At 58.3% G+C, this 16,015-nt stretch carries 7 protein-coding genes, 2 rRNA genes and 1 pseudogene (1 of these 10 running past the window's edge); 1 reads left to right on the top strand and 9 read right to left on the bottom strand.

Translation table 11 applies throughout. The annotated features are described in order from the left end of the window. Positions 1–122: 122 nt before the first annotated feature. Positions 123–1,622, bottom strand: a complete 1,500-nt coding sequence (locus EL257_RS03480; RefSeq protein ID WP_232013061.1) for a tyrosine-type recombinase/integrase — start codon at positions 1,620–1,622, stop codon at positions 123–125. Positions 1,623–1,669: 47 nt separating this feature from the next. Here EL257_RS03480 and EL257_RS28325 point away from each other — a divergent pair. Then, positions 1,670–1,804, top strand: a pseudogene (locus EL257_RS28325) (LysR family transcriptional regulator); the annotation flags it as partial. On the opposite strand, the gene EL257_RS03475 reads toward EL257_RS28325, so the two are convergent. From EL257_RS03475 to EL257_RS03440, 8 genes are all read right to left on the bottom strand, one after another. Further along, positions 1,801–2,247 carry an OmpA family protein gene (locus tag EL257_RS03475; RefSeq protein ID WP_172604533.1) on the bottom strand — a complete coding sequence of 149 codons (447 nt, stop codon included), beginning with the start codon at positions 2,245–2,247 and terminating at the stop codon, positions 1,801–1,803. The pseudogene EL257_RS28325 and the gene EL257_RS03475 sit on opposite strands and share 4 nt — an antisense overlap. Positions 2,248–2,311: 64 nt before the next feature. Further along, entirely contained in the window at positions 2,312–3,568 is a 1,257-nt protein-coding gene (locus EL257_RS03470) for a diguanylate cyclase domain-containing protein (RefSeq protein WP_126359852.1), read from the bottom strand. Next, the gene (locus EL257_RS03465) at positions 3,565–4,140 is read right to left on the bottom strand and encodes a YfiR family protein (RefSeq protein ID WP_126359850.1); all 576 of its coding nucleotides are present in this window, start codon (positions 4,138–4,140) and stop codon (positions 3,565–3,567) included. The genes EL257_RS03470 and EL257_RS03465 overlap by 4 nt, the downstream gene beginning before the upstream one ends. Before the next feature lie 115 nt (positions 4,141–4,255). Next, the gene (recD, locus tag EL257_RS03460; protein WP_126359849.1) at positions 4,256–6,364 is read right to left on the bottom strand and encodes an exodeoxyribonuclease V subunit alpha; all 2,109 of its coding nucleotides are present in this window, start codon (positions 6,362–6,364) and stop codon (positions 4,256–4,258) included. Then, positions 6,361–10,050 (bottom strand): exodeoxyribonuclease V subunit beta, encoded by a 3,690-nt coding sequence (recB, locus tag EL257_RS03455; protein WP_126359847.1) that lies wholly within the window; start codon positions 10,048–10,050, stop codon positions 6,361–6,363. Before recB ends, recD begins: the two co-directional genes overlap by 4 nt. After that, on the bottom strand, positions 10,047–13,499 hold the full coding sequence (gene recC / locus EL257_RS03450; protein WP_126359845.1) for an exodeoxyribonuclease V subunit gamma: 3,453 nt from the start codon (positions 13,497–13,499) through the stop codon (positions 10,047–10,049). Before recC ends, recB begins: the two co-directional genes overlap by 4 nt. A gap of 153 nt (positions 13,500–13,652) precedes the next feature. Then, a 5S ribosomal RNA gene (rrf, locus tag EL257_RS03445) occupies positions 13,653–13,768 on the bottom strand. Between the two features lie 162 nt (positions 13,769–13,930). Next, positions 13,931–16,015: ribosomal RNA gene (locus tag EL257_RS03440) — 23S ribosomal RNA — on the bottom strand (it continues 809 nt past the right edge of the window).

The following is a 16,015-nucleotide window of genomic DNA, read 5'->3' as shown; positions in this document are numbered from 1 at the left end:
GCACACAATCTTGCAAGGCCCGGTGCAGTGGAGATTGAACGTTGGGACTAACACTCTCGGTGAATGATTAAGCTGGCGAGTGCGTCAAAGAACAGGATTCGATTGACGCACTTTTAGCGCCCTCAGAGGTCGACACGACTTCCATCAAGCAATCCACGGAGCATCTCAGCGATCACCTCAACGGGAACGCCAGAGCCATATGTATCGAACGTAATGGTACCTGACGCGTGTCCCATGACGGCCTGAGCGTGGACTACAGGGACCCCTTTGACCTGCATAAGGGAAGCCAACGAGTGACGCAACGAATGGAAAGTCAGACCAGCCGTAAAGGAATCTCCAAGCGCTGCCGGAATGGCTTGTTGGTTCGCCCATTCCCCGGCTGTCTTGTACCCGATCTGAGCCAGCGCTAATGACCCTGACCGTTTGCACGACTCGACGTAACGCAAGAATGCGGCAAGGTCGAAGCCATAGGCACCATCGGTCAACGGCACCAGTCGTTCGCTGCGTTTGTTCTTAATGGATTTACCCTCACCAACCTCGTTGATATGGATAACGGTGACACCTGAATCAAGGGTCTGGATGTCGCCAACGCATAACTGGGAGATCTCATTGAGTCGACCGCCTGTAATTATCCCGAGGCTAAGCATCCAACGTTTCCATGAGGTCTCTGGAAGACTGTTCGCGTAGGCCATCAGCGTACTGACCTGAGCCTGAGAGAATGCCTTACGGGTGGACTCAAGGCCCTTGGTGAGCTTGAGCTTCTTGTCGTAAGTATTGACCAAGTGACCATTGTCTTTCGCCCACGTCAGGACAGCCGATAGCTTCACCAGCAGCTTGTTGACCGTTGAAGGCATACGCCCTTCAGAGAGTCGATCACGCAGAGCCACAAGGTCCTCCCTTGAGTGGTTGCGCAGATCCAGACTACCGAGAGACGCTGAGAGAGTGCCGTGGCATACCTTGGTTTCCTTGAGGGTCGATGCTTTCTGGTCCTGAGCTCGGTCTGCCAAGTAGAGAACTGAGAGGGCCTCAAAGGTCATTGCGGGAGACTTTACAGATGTAGACAGAGACACGTCACTCACGTGCTTCAAGACTGACTTAGGGTCGGCTTCAAGGTCCCTAATGATCTTGACCAGTGGCACTGAGTCGCCCTGTAATCGAACCTGAGCAGCAGCCATCACATCTTTAGCCTTGGTTACATGCTCATGCTGATCGACGTTGAGGGACATCGTTGCGGCAATCTCCGTCAGGTTCGTTCTAACGTCCTCATACAGGTCGCCCCAGTCACGCAGCGAGTGGACATCATGGGAACACGACAGGAGCCCCTCAGCGACCCACAGCAAATGTTCTCGAAGCTCACTCCAAGTGGCCTCAGGGTGATCCAGATGGAAAGACTTGATGGTCTCGGCAAGTCGTCTTGAAGCGTCCATAGCGGCCTTTCTATCGGAGGTCTTGAGGGATACTGAGGTGGCCTGCGTGGTGCTGCCGGTCTCTCTGAGGCGTAGATAGTAGATGCCGTTGCGCCTGTAGTGATAGGGCTTAGCGAGCCTCGTGGTCGGCCTGAGAGTTAGAGCAGAGTTTGTGACAGCACTTGTAACAGGATAGAGCTTGGAATTGGTCATCATGGCGTTAGGGCCCCGTAATCATTGGGTGGAACCCTTACGTCCTGTAGTTCTGGATGTACTGCCGGGAGGATCTGCGCAAGTTGAAGCGGATCACCCTGCTGTGGGATTACATCCGCGAGGTGACTGAGCGCAATCAGGGTCTGTTAATGGGGCAAACGCGGGAGATGCGCTTCGCCGACTAATCGGCGCTGATCACAATCGACACCCGGCGATTTTCCGTACGTCCTGCCGCTGTGTCGTTGGAAGCTACCGGCTCACTGCTGCCGAGACCTTGCAGCTGGATGTTTTCCTGCTTCATGCCGACGGTGGCGAGTACATTGGCAACGCTCTTGGCCCGACGCAGGGACAGTTGCTGATTGTAGGTTTCCTTGCCCGACGCATCGGTATGGCCGTCGACGCGCACCCGCTCGATTCCCACGCCAAGCAACGCCTTGCCGATGCGTTCGACAATTTGCGTGCTGGGTGCGTTCAGGCTCTCGACATCGCTGCCAAATAGCACTTTGCCCGACAGGCCGAACTCCCAGCCATCATTGGTAAGCTCGAAACCCTGTTGTTTGAGCACCGCGACTTGCGCCGGGGTCAGGCCTTTTTGCGGTGCAGTCTGGCAACCAGTCGATGCCAGCATGGCAAGCAACAGCAGTGCGCAAAACAGTCGGATTGGAAGTGTTAACACGGGATCAGCTCCTGGTTTAAACGGAATCGACCGGGTGTTCCGTCCCGGCGGTGAATTGCGCGCCGCGCGACAAGCGCTTGGCTTGATACATCGCCGCATCGGCGGCATCGACCAGGTCGCCGGGCGTGGCGCCATGATCAGGAAAAACCGCGATGCCGATACTGAGCGAGGTCACGACACTGGTGTCGCCCGCCAGCGCGATGGGCATGTCCATGCTGGTCAGAATCTTCTCGGCAATACGCTCGGCGTCTTCAATTGTGAACAGCGGCGCAAGCAACACCGCGAACTCGTCACCGCCCAGCCGCGCCACCAGATCTTCTTCGCGCAACTGCGCACGAACACGATTGGCAATCGCGACCAACACTGCGTCGCCGGCAGCATGACCGAAGTTGTCGTTGATAGCCTTGAATCGATCGCTGTCGATAAACAGCACGCCGACCCGCTCATCGAGTTTCTTGCCGTTACGCAGGGCGCGGATCAGACGCCCCTCGAAAAATGCCCGATTCGGCAGGCCGGTAAGGCTGTCGTGGGTGGCCAGATGGGCGAGGGTTTCATTCTCGTTTTTCAGGTGGGTTTGCCAGGACTCAAGTTCATCGAGCAAGGCATTGAAGTCGTTGCCGAGGTTGTCGAGTTCGGCAATACGCGCCGGCGGTACACGCCGATCCAACGCACGCTCGCTACGGGCGGCGTGAGCGACGGTCGCAAGGCCGTGAAGTGGGCCAATGATCGCGCGTAACTGTCGGCGCGCAAGATAGAGCGCGACCCAGGCGCTGATCGCGGTGCAAAGTACGATCCCGGCCAGACCGCTGAGCAAGAAGCGCATCAAACTGCCGCCGTGACCGATGAGCAACACCCGGCCGATTTCACGGTCCTGATGTTCGATTGGCAGGCTTACCGGTTTTTCCAGAATCGCACGGGTGATCTGCATCTCAAGCTCGGAGAACAGGCCGTTCTCGGCTCGCTGCCATTGGGCGATCAGTCGGCCCTGAGCATCCAGGACCCGAGCGTCCGCGACTTCTTCACTCGAGGCGATCACGGCCAGCGCTTCCGTAGCAGCTGCTTTGTCGTTGAACACCACGGCAGCCTCGACGGTGTAGCTGATCGATCGGGCAATCAAATGGAGGTTGTGATCGGCATAAACGCGCAACGCCAGCACGCCAAGCAAGGTCAGCGAGACACTGGCCATCGCCACCGCCACCAGCGCGACGATCAAATGACCGCGGCCAATGACCGAGCCCAGGGTGGGACGAGTTTTAGCCTGGAATTGTGTCATGGTGCCGCCGCTTTGCGGCGTGACAACTGCAGCACGCTCGGATGAATGCGCACGCCGCTGCGGGCGACGGAGTCCAGGTTGACCTCAAACGAAACCTGATCGTCGCCAACGCGCAAGCAGAACAGACTGCCGACGGTGCAAGGATCGTCACTCTCGCTGATGCTCAATATCGGATGGCCGATCAGCGAACCGAACAGTCGGCTGCGTTCATCGGCGGTGAGCTTGCCGATGTAAACCGCATCGCATTCGCTGACAATGGCCGGGTTATCCGCCAACAGCCGACGCACTGCGACGGGTCGGCCCGTGGCCAGGGTGGAGCCTTTGACCAAGTCATCGGTGTATTCGGTGGGGCCGACAATGCACAGGCGCAACTGCGCCGGCTCAACCGGCCAGCGCGCGTAGCTGAGGATGCCCAGCACCACCTGAGTGACGGATTTGGCGCGCTGTTCCGCCATGCCCGTGGGTGTAGACGACTGCGCGGCGGCCACGCCCGTCAACAGCCAGAGCAGACCGACCCGCAACATGTGCTTGCAGCCAACGGCGCGCCCTGTCGCCGAGACGAACACCTTCATGCAGGGATTCTCAAGGATCTACCGAAATGATGCCGCAACGATAGCACAGCGTTGAAACACCAGCGAGGCGACGACCTCTGAGCAACCGATCAGTCATCGCCGCTCAGCGTCAGACTCATCCTCGACGTTCGCTGCCCTCGCCCATTTCCAGCATCAGCCCGCTCAGGCGTTTGACCTTGCGCTGCACGGCCTCTTCGAACACCCCGGCACGCGGCTCGATCAAGGTGAACCAATGTTTCGCCCGAGTGATGCCGGTATAGATCAGTTCCTTGGTCAGTACCGGGTTCAGTGCGTCCGGCAGAATCAACGCATTGTGGGCGAACTCCGAGCCTTGCGACTTGTGCACGGTCATCGCGTAGACCGTTTCAACGTCGTTGAGCCGGCTCGGCAATACGAAGCGCACACCGCCCTGGCCATCGTTGCGCGGGAAAGCTACGCGCAGCACCGGTTTACCAGCATCAGGACCTTCGCGCTCGGGCAGCTTCAGGGCAATGCCGATATCGCCGTTCATCAGGCCCAGACCGTAATCGTTGCGGGTCATCAGAACCGGGCGGCCTTCGTACCATTGCGTGTCGTTGTCAATCAGGCGTGCCTTGAGCAAAGCGGCGGTGATGCGCTGATTCAGCCCCTCGACGCCCCATGGCCCTTTGCGCACGGCACACAGTAGCTGGAAGGTATCGAACGCCTGCAAGACCTCGCGGGCCCAGTTGATCCAGTCCGCATGCTCGAGCGGACGGCCCTGCGGCGGCCGCTGATCGCGCAGCACGCTCAGATAATGCCGGTAGCCTTGCGGGCCGTTACCGTGACCATCGAGCAGCAGACGCTCCAGCTTGTGATCGTGCTCGCCTTTGAGCGGCAGCGAAAATACATCTTCATACTGCCCGCCGGCCAACAACTGCCGTGCCTCATCTGGCAATTGTTGATTGACCCGACGCGCGAGCTGACCAATGCCACTGCCCTCACCGAAGCGTCGCGAATGTCGCAGCATCACCACTTGTTGCGCCAGCGGATGCGCGCCATCGATGTCTTCATGCAGGCCGCTGTCGCGCAAGGACTCACCACTGACCGATTCCAGCCATTGCCGGGTTTGCGGACTGTACCAGCCGTGTTCGGCGTCACGGCACAGATCGCCGAGGACTGCACCGGCCTCCACCGAGGCCAGTTGATCCTTGTCGCCGAGCAACACCAAACGCGCATGAGTCGGGAGCGCGTCAAGCAGGTTGGCCATCATCTCCAGATCGATCATCGACGCTTCGTCGACTACCAGCACATCGAGGGGCAGACGGTTGCCGGCGTGATGGCGGAAATGGCGGGTACCCGGACGACTGCCGAGTAATCGGTGCACGGTAGTCACGTCGCAAGGGATCTTCGCGCGCACCTCCTCGGCCACTTCCAGTGATCGCACTTGCTGACTGATGGACTCGGTCAATCGCGCCGCCGCTTTGCCGGTCGGAGCGGCAAGACGGATTCGCAATGGATGACCGGCCTCGACTGCCGGCGCTTGCAGCAGCGCCAGCAAGCGCACCACCGTCGTCGTTTTACCGGTGCCGGGGCCGCCAGTGACGATGCTGAATGCGCTGCGAGTCGCCACAGCACAGGCGAGCTTCTGCCAGTCGATGACCTCGCTGGCGCTGGCCGCCCCGAACAACTCATTGAGCCGCTGCGACAGATCTGCCGGTGTCCGCTCACGTTGCGCGAGGCGCTGACGCAACGCCGTATCGATGCGTCTTTCGTAAGCCCAGTAACGGCGCAGGTACAGACGCTTCCCGGACAGCACAAGCGGACGTTGCTGCGCCGCCTCACCGGTATCGACAGCCAGCGCGACCAACTCGCTGCCCGCCAGCACCTTGCACCAATGAACGCCATCGAGCGCTTCAAGCAATTGCGAAGGCAGCAGCAATACGCCCCCTTGCACATCGCCTTCGGGCGGTAGAGACAAGGCGAAATCCGGAGCCTTGAGTGTCTCGAACAGATCGAGGCATACGTGGCCGTGACCGAGCTGATGGCTGGTCAATGCGGCCGCGAGCAGCACCAGCGGATCAGTGCCAGGCTCCAACTCGTGGAGGAATGCGACAAAGGCTTTGTCCAGCGCGCGCAACCAGCCGCGCTCGACCCAACGGGTGAGCAACAACAGCAAGTCGTTAGCGCTGGTCGGCGGCGCAAGACTCGACAGGCTGTCAGCCGCCAAAGGCGTCGGTAACAAATCAGCAAGGGTGCGGCTCATAGCAGGACTCCCTGTTCCCATGCGGGTTCAGCCTTGGGTTCGGGTTTGCCCTGGAACATCCGATCCAGACGTTCGATCAACTGTCGCGGCGGACGGGCAAAGTACACGCCACGACTCTCCGCGCGCGTGCCGCGCAAAAACAGATACAGCGCGCCACCGACATGGCGGTCGTAATCGTAATCGCGCAGACGTGCCTTGAGCTGGCGATGCAACGCCAACAGATACAGCACATATTGCAGGTCGTAGCGGTTTTCGAGGATCGACTGCTCCATGGCCCGCTCGGTATAGGCCAGATCATCCACACCGAGCCAGTTGGATTTGTAATCGGCCACGTAATAGCGACCATTGTGCTCAAAGGTCAGGTCGATGAAGCCTTTGAACATGCCATTGAGTTGCACCGGCTCCGCCGCGACTCGGGCAACGCCATTATGAGTGTATTGGCGCACCAGCTCGTCGAGTTTGAGCACATCGACTTTATGGCTGGCGAACCAGAATTCCATCTCGACGCGGAACTGCTTCAGTTGCTCAAGAACCACCGGTGGCTGATCAATACTGATCGGCAACGGCGATTTGAGCAGATGCTCCAGCCAGTCCGTCAGGGTGACAATCCAGCCTTGCCAGCCACGCAAATTGCAGCGGCGGCCAATCACATCCTCAAGCATTTCGCGGGATACGGCGAAGCCGTCATCACCTGCCGATTCCAGCAAACCATGCAGAAACGTTCCCGGGTTAGGGCCTCGGGGGAAACGATGGATGTCTGCGCCGCCGGCAATGCTCTCTCGCGGGGCATCCGGGTCGAGACGCTCGTCATCGAACAGTTTCTGCGCTTGCGGACTGTCCGGCGCTTCATCGCTGCCGACGCTCAGCACGTCGCTGATGCGCAACGCGCTGTAGGACGCGATCCACCAATTTTCACTGGCCTTGCGGTTGGGCAGCAGCGTGGCGCTGAGAATCGCGTCATTGCGCGGCGGCTGATATTGCTCTGCAGTGGGCAGAGGCATATCGCCGATGCTGATCGCCGGGCAATCCTGTTGCAGGTCTTGCAGCCAACGGTTGAGCCCGCTCGATTCGGCCAAAGGCGCGCCACCGCCAAGCAGGTAACCCAATGCGCAAAGGTGCAGCACCGAGCTGTTGTTATTGCCGCGTTTGAGATCCGTCACGCCCAACCAGCAGGCGTGCTGGGCGCGGGTCAAGGCCACGTAGAGCAAACGCAGATCTTCGGCGAGACGCTCGTCGTCGGCTTGCACAATAAGCTCGGGGGTGGGCTTGAGACTCACTTGAGCCCTGCCTGCAGCATCGTGGTAATGCAGTGGCAATCGGCTGCCGTCCACCGGTTTCGCCGAGCAGATGAACGGCAGGAACACCAATGGATACTCCAGGCCTTTCGATTTGTGAATGGTGACAACCTTGACCAGTTGCTCATCGCTTTCAAGGCGCAGGATCTGTTCTTCCCCCGCCTGACCCGACAACGCCAAAAGCTCCGCCAAATGACGGATCAGCGCTTGCTCACCATCGAGTTCAGCGGCTGCCTGCTGCATCAGTTCCGACAGATGAAGAAGGTTAGTCAGGACCCGCTCGCCATCGCTGCGCGCGATCAGGGTTTGCGGTAAATGGAAGTCATGCAGCAGACGTCGCAACATTGGCAGCACGCCCTGCTTGCGCCAGAGCTCGCGATAACCTCGAAACTGCATGACGCGGCTTTCCCACGCCAACTCATCCTTATTCAGACGCTCCAGTTCAATCAGCGGCAGGTTCAGAGTGACACAGGCGAGCGCGGCTTTCAGCGAGCGCTCAACGTCCGGTTCGGCGCAGGCCTTGAGCCAGGAAAGCAGGTCATGGGCTTCCTGTGCGGCGAATACCGAATCCTTATCGGACAGGTAGACGCTTCGCACACCGCGAGCGGCGAGTTCACTGCGGACGGCTTGAGCCTCTTTACCGTCGCGCACGAGGATGGCGATATCCGAAGGTTGCAGACCTCGGAACCCTCTACCCTCCTGAGCGAACCCCGCAGTTCCGCTTTGCCCGGCATTGAGCAGCGCGGTAATTTCGCTGGCGCAGGCCGCCGCCAGCTGCTGCCGATAAACTGCGCCTGACACGGGCTGGTCGCTGGGCAGCAGCCAGACATTCAGTGCCGGGACGTCCTGCCCGGCAACCTTCAACTGCTCCTTGCGACCCTGAGACTCTACGGATTGGAACGGCACCGGGTTATCGCCATTTTTCTCCCGGAACAGAAACGCGCCGCGCCCCTGCTCGCGTAACTCGGCACGCTCGAATACATGATTGACCGCGTTGACCATGCCATGGCTTGAGCGGAAGTTGGTGCCAAGCGTATGCAGCCGGCCGGTGGTGGCCTGTCGCGCCCGCAGGTATGTATAAATATCTGCGCCACGAAATGCGTAGATCGCTTGCTTGGGATCGCCAATCAGAAACAGCCCGGTGTCCGGACTGTTCTCTTCGATGCGATAGATGCTTTCGAAAATCCGATACTGCACCGGGTCGGTGTCCTGGAATTCATCGATCAGCGCGACCGGAAATTGCTCGCGTATCAACGTCGCAAGTCGTTCGCCGCCCTCCGATTGCAGCGCGGCGTCCAGGCGCAACAGCATGTCGTCGAAACCCATTTCGGCGCGACGACGTTTTTCCTCTTCGAAGCGCGCACCGACCCATTTGGCGGCGTGTTGCAGGACAGCGGCGTCGGGAGTCGGCAATGCATCGAGCGTCGATTTGAGCCCAGGCATGGCATCCAGCCCTGGATGACTCGGGGCTTGACCTTTCCAGGCTTCAGCCATGCCGTCGGGGGTCAATCGGCTAAAACCGCTGCCAATGTCCAGTTGCTCGAGCGACTCATCTTCGGCCCACGCCTTGAGCTTCTCGAACCACGGTTCGAAGTAACGCGCCTGCATTTTGCGACCATCGACAGTCTTGCTCGCTACACCTTGATGACAGATGGCAAGCAACTCGTCCGCCCACTGGCGCCACGGCATTTTCAGTTCGATCAACGCCGAACGGCGCTCTTTAAGACACGCTTCGATAAGTTCAGCGGGTGCGCTGCTTTCAGCGCTATCGCGCTCACTGGCGAACAGACCGCGGACACGCGCTAACAAGGCAGCAGGGCCGCCCCAGTTGCTGCGAACCCAACTCAGCGCGTCGTCCTGCATCGGGTAGCAGAACAATCGCCAGTAATCGCGCAGCACCTCACCAAGCAGATCGCTGTGATCGGTTTCCAGCGATTGAGTGAACAAACTTCCGCTGTCGAACGCGTGCTCGCGCAGCATGCGCTGGCACCAACTATGGATGGTGGAAACAGCCGCTTCATCCATCCACTGCGCAGCAATATCGAGGCGATTGGCGCAACCGGGCCATTGCTCAGGCGCGAATTGCTCGCGCAGTTCGGCGATCAATCCGTCCGGTGCCGGGGTCTCGTCACGGAAGAATCGTGCGGCTTCGGCCAATCGCGTGCGAATCCGCTCACGCAGCTCTTTGGTGGCCGCATCGGTAAACGTCACAACGAGAATTTGCGGCGGCAAAAGCTCACGACCAAAACTGGTGGCCTCGCCGCCGTGACCGAGGATCAGACGCAGATATAGCGCGGAAATGGTGAACGTCTTGCCGGTACCGGCACTGGCTTCGATCAACTGACTGCCGCGGAGGGGGAATGCCAGAGCCAAGGGTGTTTTGGTACTCATGCACGAGCCCCTTCGCTGGACAGTGAACGCCATGGAGCTTCGAACAACGGGCGATATAAGGCGTCGCACCATCCGGAAAAGGTTTCATCCGCGAGCAGTGCATTGAAATCGGCGAATTGCCGCGACAGCGCCGGGCTCTCGCGGCGCTCGCCATCGCTGGTCTGCCCGTCACCTTCGTAAGCTTTGCGCGCAGCCGCTTCCGCTTTGAGCGGATCAGTCTGAGCCAGCCAGGCGAACGCGGTTTTGACGGCGATCGGCAAGGGCTGACGCATGCCGGCCTGCCAGGCGAGCAGCAGATCGTCGAGCAAACGCAGCGCTCGGTCTCGCTCCATTGGCTCGAGCAACAAGGTGTCGTCACTGGCCACTAATGCTGTGGTCAGCGACAGTCCACTGGCGCAGGCGACAAGATGATTAACCCACGATTTGATCAGCCGATGCCACTTGCGACTTTTGATCGAGCCGATGCTGTTGGGAATGGTCGTGACTGACAGCACACCACCATCGATGCGCTGATGCAGGCCGGAGAGCCATCCTTCAAGACGCAGCCCCTGCGAATCGAGGCTGATCGGGACCGCGCTGGCCAATGGCGTGGGCCACAACGTCAGTAGTTGCTGATAACGCTGCAGCAGGTCCGGAAGTGGTTCGATGAGTTCTCGCTGCAGACATTCGCCAAAACCGGCCATTGGCAGCAGCCCGCTATTTTGCAAACGTCGGGCCTGAAGGTCGAGCGCCTCTACGACGTCGTTTGGCTGCCTGAGCGCAGCCTCGAGCAAGCTGTCGCTGAGGGTATAACGCTGCAACGCATCAAGCACGAAGGGCTCTTCATCGGCCAACGGAGCTTCGGCGGCTTCGAAATACACCTTGAGTCGTTGAGTAAAAAAATGTCTTACTGGGTTGCGCAAGAAATCCTGCAAAAGAGCAAGACTGAGCGGCTCTTCCGGAACAAAAGGCGCGAGCAACTCAGCACTTTTTGGGGGCAGATACTGCTCATGCAAGACCTGCCATTCACTGGCGTAGCTGAACAACTGATCGCCTTCGTGGAAATAGCGCGCACTGAACGGTTGCAGGGGATGTTCCTCGGTCATGGCGCTCAACAAATCCTGGCCTTCGTCGCGCAGCCGCCACCCACTGGCAATGTGATCGCGTAACTGGCCGATCAGCACCGAGGCCGGTCGTTCGCTGTTGTCGCGAATGCTGCGCCCGACCCAACTGATATAGAGCTGATTGCGCGCAGACAGCAGTGCCTCTAGCAACAGATAGCGATCATCTTCTCGGCGGGAGCGATCACCCGGACGGTAGTCGCTGCCCATCAGATCGAAGTCCAGCGGAGGTTGCGCACGAGGGTAATCGCCGTCGTTCATGCCCAACAAACACACCAGTTTGAAAGGGATCGCACGCATCGGCATCAACGTACAGAAATTCACCGCCCCGGCCAGGAAACGTTGAGACAATCGGCCCTGATCGAGACCGGCGAGCCAGGCCTCGCGAACCACAGTCAACGGCAGCTCATCGACGAGCTTTACCGCTTCACTGGTTTCCACCCAGGCTTCGCGAAGCTCTTCGAGTTGAGTCAGCAAATAATCGTCGTGTTCATTGCTGGCCTTGAAGAACACTTGCATGAGCGCGTGCAGTCGTCGCCCCCATTCCTGAGGTTGGGCCGGTTGCATGAGCTCCCGGTGGGCGAGTTCCAGCGCGTCGAGCAAGGCAACCAACGGCCCGATCAGTGCTGCGTCCAGGCCACCGATCTCGTCATAGGGCTCGATCCCCGCGCAGGCGCTTGCACTGCCAACGGCATAACCGAGCAGCATCCGGCGCAATCCAAAATGCCAACTGTTCTGCTCAAGTTCGCCCGGCAAGCCAAGCCCGGCCCGTTGCTCCGCATTCATGCCCCAGCGGATGCCTGCACCCTCGATCCAGCGATGCAGCGTCGGCAGATCGCGCTCTTCTACGCCGAAACGGGCACGCAGTGCGGGAACGTCGAGCAGGTCGAGGATTTCGCTGACCGGGAAACGGCTGTCCGGCAGCTTGAGCAAATGTTCGACGGCGATCAGCAGCGGATCCCGGCCTCGCTGACCTTGGTCCGCCAACGTAAAGGGAATGAAGCGTGAATCATGACGATCGAGTTGGCCAAATACGGCGCGGATATGCGGTGCATAACTGTCGATGTCCGGCACCATCACGATCACATCGCGAGGCCGCAAATCGGGGTTGGCACTGAAGCGGGCCAAGAGCTGGTCGTGAAGGATTTCAACTTCGCGCTGAGCACTATGGGCAATGTGAAAACGAATCGAGTTGTCGTTCGCCAGATCAACCGGAGGCCAGAATTGTCGGGTCTCGCTGAGCGGGCGCAGCTCCAGGATATCGTCCTGAAGTTGATTGAGCAGAGTGTGCGGTTGAGTTTCGCTGAATAGATCGATACGGCCATCGCGAAAGGCTGCGCGGTAGCTGTTGGGATCGTCATAGCTGTCGAGCAGGTTGATGTAGTCGCGACCTTGCTTACCCCATGCAGCGAGTAATGGGTGAGCGTGTTGGTGCAGCGTTTCGGGATCCATGACAACAGGCATGCCGCTCTTGCGCGATTGACGCTTGTATTGGTGACGTAGCAAGTCCTTGTCGGCAACGATATCGGCCCAGTGGTGGCGGCAAGGGTTGTGCACGCAGAGCAGAACCTGACTGAAACGTGCGAGCCCGGCGAGGGCTTCAAGAACCTGGGCGGGAAGCGAGGAAATTCCAAAAACGATCACTCGCGAGGGTAGCCCCGCAGGCGCTTCTGTGAGGGTATTGATACGCTCGATGAATCGTTGATGCACCCCGGCGCGGCTCTGCGCCATGCCTTCCTCGCCGACATCATCCAGCAGCGCACGCCAGAGCTCCGCTTGCCAGGAACTGGTGACGGGGAGTGCTTTGACTTCGCCTCTGACGTTTCGGATCTGGTGGTGCCCTTCAGCCCAGTCCTCAAGCCAATCCGCCCGATATACCTGATATTGGTCAAACAGATCGGCAAGGCGCTCGGACAGTTGGTAGCGTTTGCGCAAGTCGGTGTCGTGGGTCAGGAAGCGTAGCAGCGGCTCGAAATGCGCGCGGTCGATCACCTGAGGTAACAAACGCATGAGGCGCCATGTCAGGGGGGCTTTATCAAGCAAGGATTTGGCCGGGATCTGGTCTCGCCCCAAAACCATTCGGTAAAGCTGCCACATGAAGCTGCCAGGTAATTGCACATCAATCGCCGCAGCGATGCCGCATCCTCCGAGGTCGTCATCCTCGGGGTCTTCCGCCAAGGCCAACTTGAGCCATTGAGCGATCCCATTGCTCTGCACCAACGCAATTTCGTTTTCCAGGGGAGCAAGCGGATAGCGCCGCATGATGCTGATCACAAGGCTGCGCAGCTCGTCCAGGCTGTTGCTCTGAACCACCATGAATGCAGCGTTGAGGGACTGGGCGTCCGGCATAAGGGCTTCCTTGGAAAGTACAAAAGCTAGGGCAGAACCTTAGCATTGTCGGCTGGATGTGACAGCCGGACGAAGTCGGTGAATGTTGTAAGAACTTTCTCGCGGGCAAAACAAAACCCCAACTGCTTTCGCAATTGGGGTTTCGGAATTTAATCTTGACGATGACCTACTCTCACATGGGGAAACCCCACACTACCATCGGCGATGCATCGTTTCACTGCTGAGTTCGGGATGGGATCAGGTGGTTCCAACGCTCTATGGTCGTCAAGAAATTCGGGTACCGAACCGTGGCCAAGTGGCCTCGCTTCAGCAAATTGGGTATGTGACAGCTAGGTGTTTGTGCGTTTCGAACTTTCGGTTCGTTTCGTCTTCACACACCGCAATCTGGTTGCTCTGGTTTACAGAGCCGACGCAAATTGCTTGGGTGTTATATGGTCAAGCCTCACGGGCAATTAGTATTGGTTAGCTCAACGCCTCACAGCGCTTACACACCCAACCTATCAACGTCGTAGTCTTCGACGGCCCTTCAGGGAACTCAAGGTTCCAGTGAGATCTCATCTTGAGGCAAGTTTCCCGCTTAGATGCTTTCAGCGGTTATCTTTCCCGAACATAGCTACCCGGCAATGCCACTGGCGTGACAACCGGAACACCAGAGGTTCGTCCACTCCGGTCCTCTCGTACTAGGAGCAGCCCCTCTCAAATCTCAAACGTCCACGGCAGATAGGGACCGAACTGTCTCACGACGTTCTAAACCCAGCTCGCGTACCACTTTAAATGGCGAACAGCCATACCCTTGGGACCGGCTTCAGCCCCAGGATGTGATGAGCCGACATCGAGGTGCCAAACACCGCCGTCGATATGAACTCTTGGGCGGTATCAGCCTGTTATCCCCGGAGTACCTTTTATCCGTTGAGCGATGGCCCTTCCATACAGAACCACCGGATCACTAAGACCTACTTTCGTACCTGCTCGACGTGTCTGTCTCGCAGTCAAGCGCGCTTTTGCCTTTATACTCTACGACCGATTTCCGACCGGTCTGAGCGCACCTTCGTACTCCTCCGTTACTCTTTAGGAGGAGACCGCCCCAGTCAAACTACCCACCATACACTGTCCTCGATCCGGATAACGGACCTGAGTTAGAACCTCAAAGTTGCCAGGGTGGTATTTCAAGGATGGCTCCACGCGAACTGGCGTCCACGCTTCAAAGCCTCCCACCTATCCTACACAAGCAAATTCAAAGTCCAGTGCAAAGCTATAGTAAAGGTTCACGGGGTCTTTCCGTCTAGCCGCGGATACACTGCATCTTCACAGCGATTTCAATTTCACTGAGTCTCGGGTGGAGACAGCGCCGCCATCGTTACGCCATTCGTGCAGGTCGGAACTTACCCGACAAGGAATTTCGCTACCTTAGGACCGTTATAGTTACGGCCGCCGTTTACCGGGGCTTCGATCAAGAGCTTCGCGTTAGCTAACCCCATCAATTAACCTTCCGGCACCGGGCAGGCGTCACACCCTATACGTCCACTTTCGTGTTTGCAGAGTGCTGTGTTTTTAATAAACAGTCGCAGCGGCCTGGTATCTTCGACCGGCATGAGCTTACGGAGCAAGTCCTTCACCCTCACCGGCGCACCTTCTCCCGAAGTTACGGTGCCATTTTGCCTAGTTCCTTCACCCGAGTTCTCTCAAGCGCCTTGGTATTCTCTACCCAACCACCTGTGTCGGTTTGGGGTACGGTTCCTGGTTACCTGAAGCTTAGAAGCTTTTCTTGGAAGCATGGCATCAACCACTTCGTCACCCAAAGGGTAACTCGTCATCAGCTCTCGGCCTTAAGATCCCGGATTTACCTAAGATCTCAGCCTACCACCTTAAACTTGGACAACCAACGCCAAGCTGGCCTAGCCTTCTCCGTCCCTCCATCGCAATAACCAGAAGTACAGGAATATTAACCTGTTTTCCATCGACTACGCTTTTCAGCCTCGCCTTAGGGACCGACTAACCCTGCGTCGATTAACGTTGCGCAGGAAACCTTGGTCTTTCGGCGTGGGTGTTTTTCACACCCATTGTCGTTACTCATGTCAGCATTCGCACTTCTGATACCTCCAGCAAGCTTCTCAACTCACCTTCACAGGCTTACAGAACGCTCCTCTACCGCATCACCCGAAGGTGATACCCGTAGCTTCGGTGTATGGTTTGAGCCCCGTTACATCTTCCGCGCAGGCCGACTCGACTAGTGAGCTATTACGCTTTCTTTAAAGGGTGGCTGCTTCTAAGCCAACCTCCTAGCTGTCTAAGCCTTCCCACATCGTTTCCCACTTAACCATAACTTTGGGACCTTAGCTGACGGTCTGGGTTGTTTCCCTTTTCACGACGGACGTTAGCACCCGCCGTGTGTCTCCCATGCTCGGCACTTGTAGGTATTCGGAGTTTGCATCGGTTTGGTAAGTCGGGATGACCCCCTAGCCGAAACAGTGCTCTACCCCCTACAGTGATACATGAGGCGCTACCTAAATAGCTTT

The sequence above is a fragment of the Pseudomonas fluorescens genome (assembly GCF_900636825.1).
In the GTDB taxonomy this organism is placed as follows: domain Bacteria; phylum Pseudomonadota; class Gammaproteobacteria; order Pseudomonadales; family Pseudomonadaceae; genus Aquipseudomonas; species Aquipseudomonas fluorescens_BG.
This window is presented reverse-complemented; position numbering and strand designations above follow the sequence as displayed.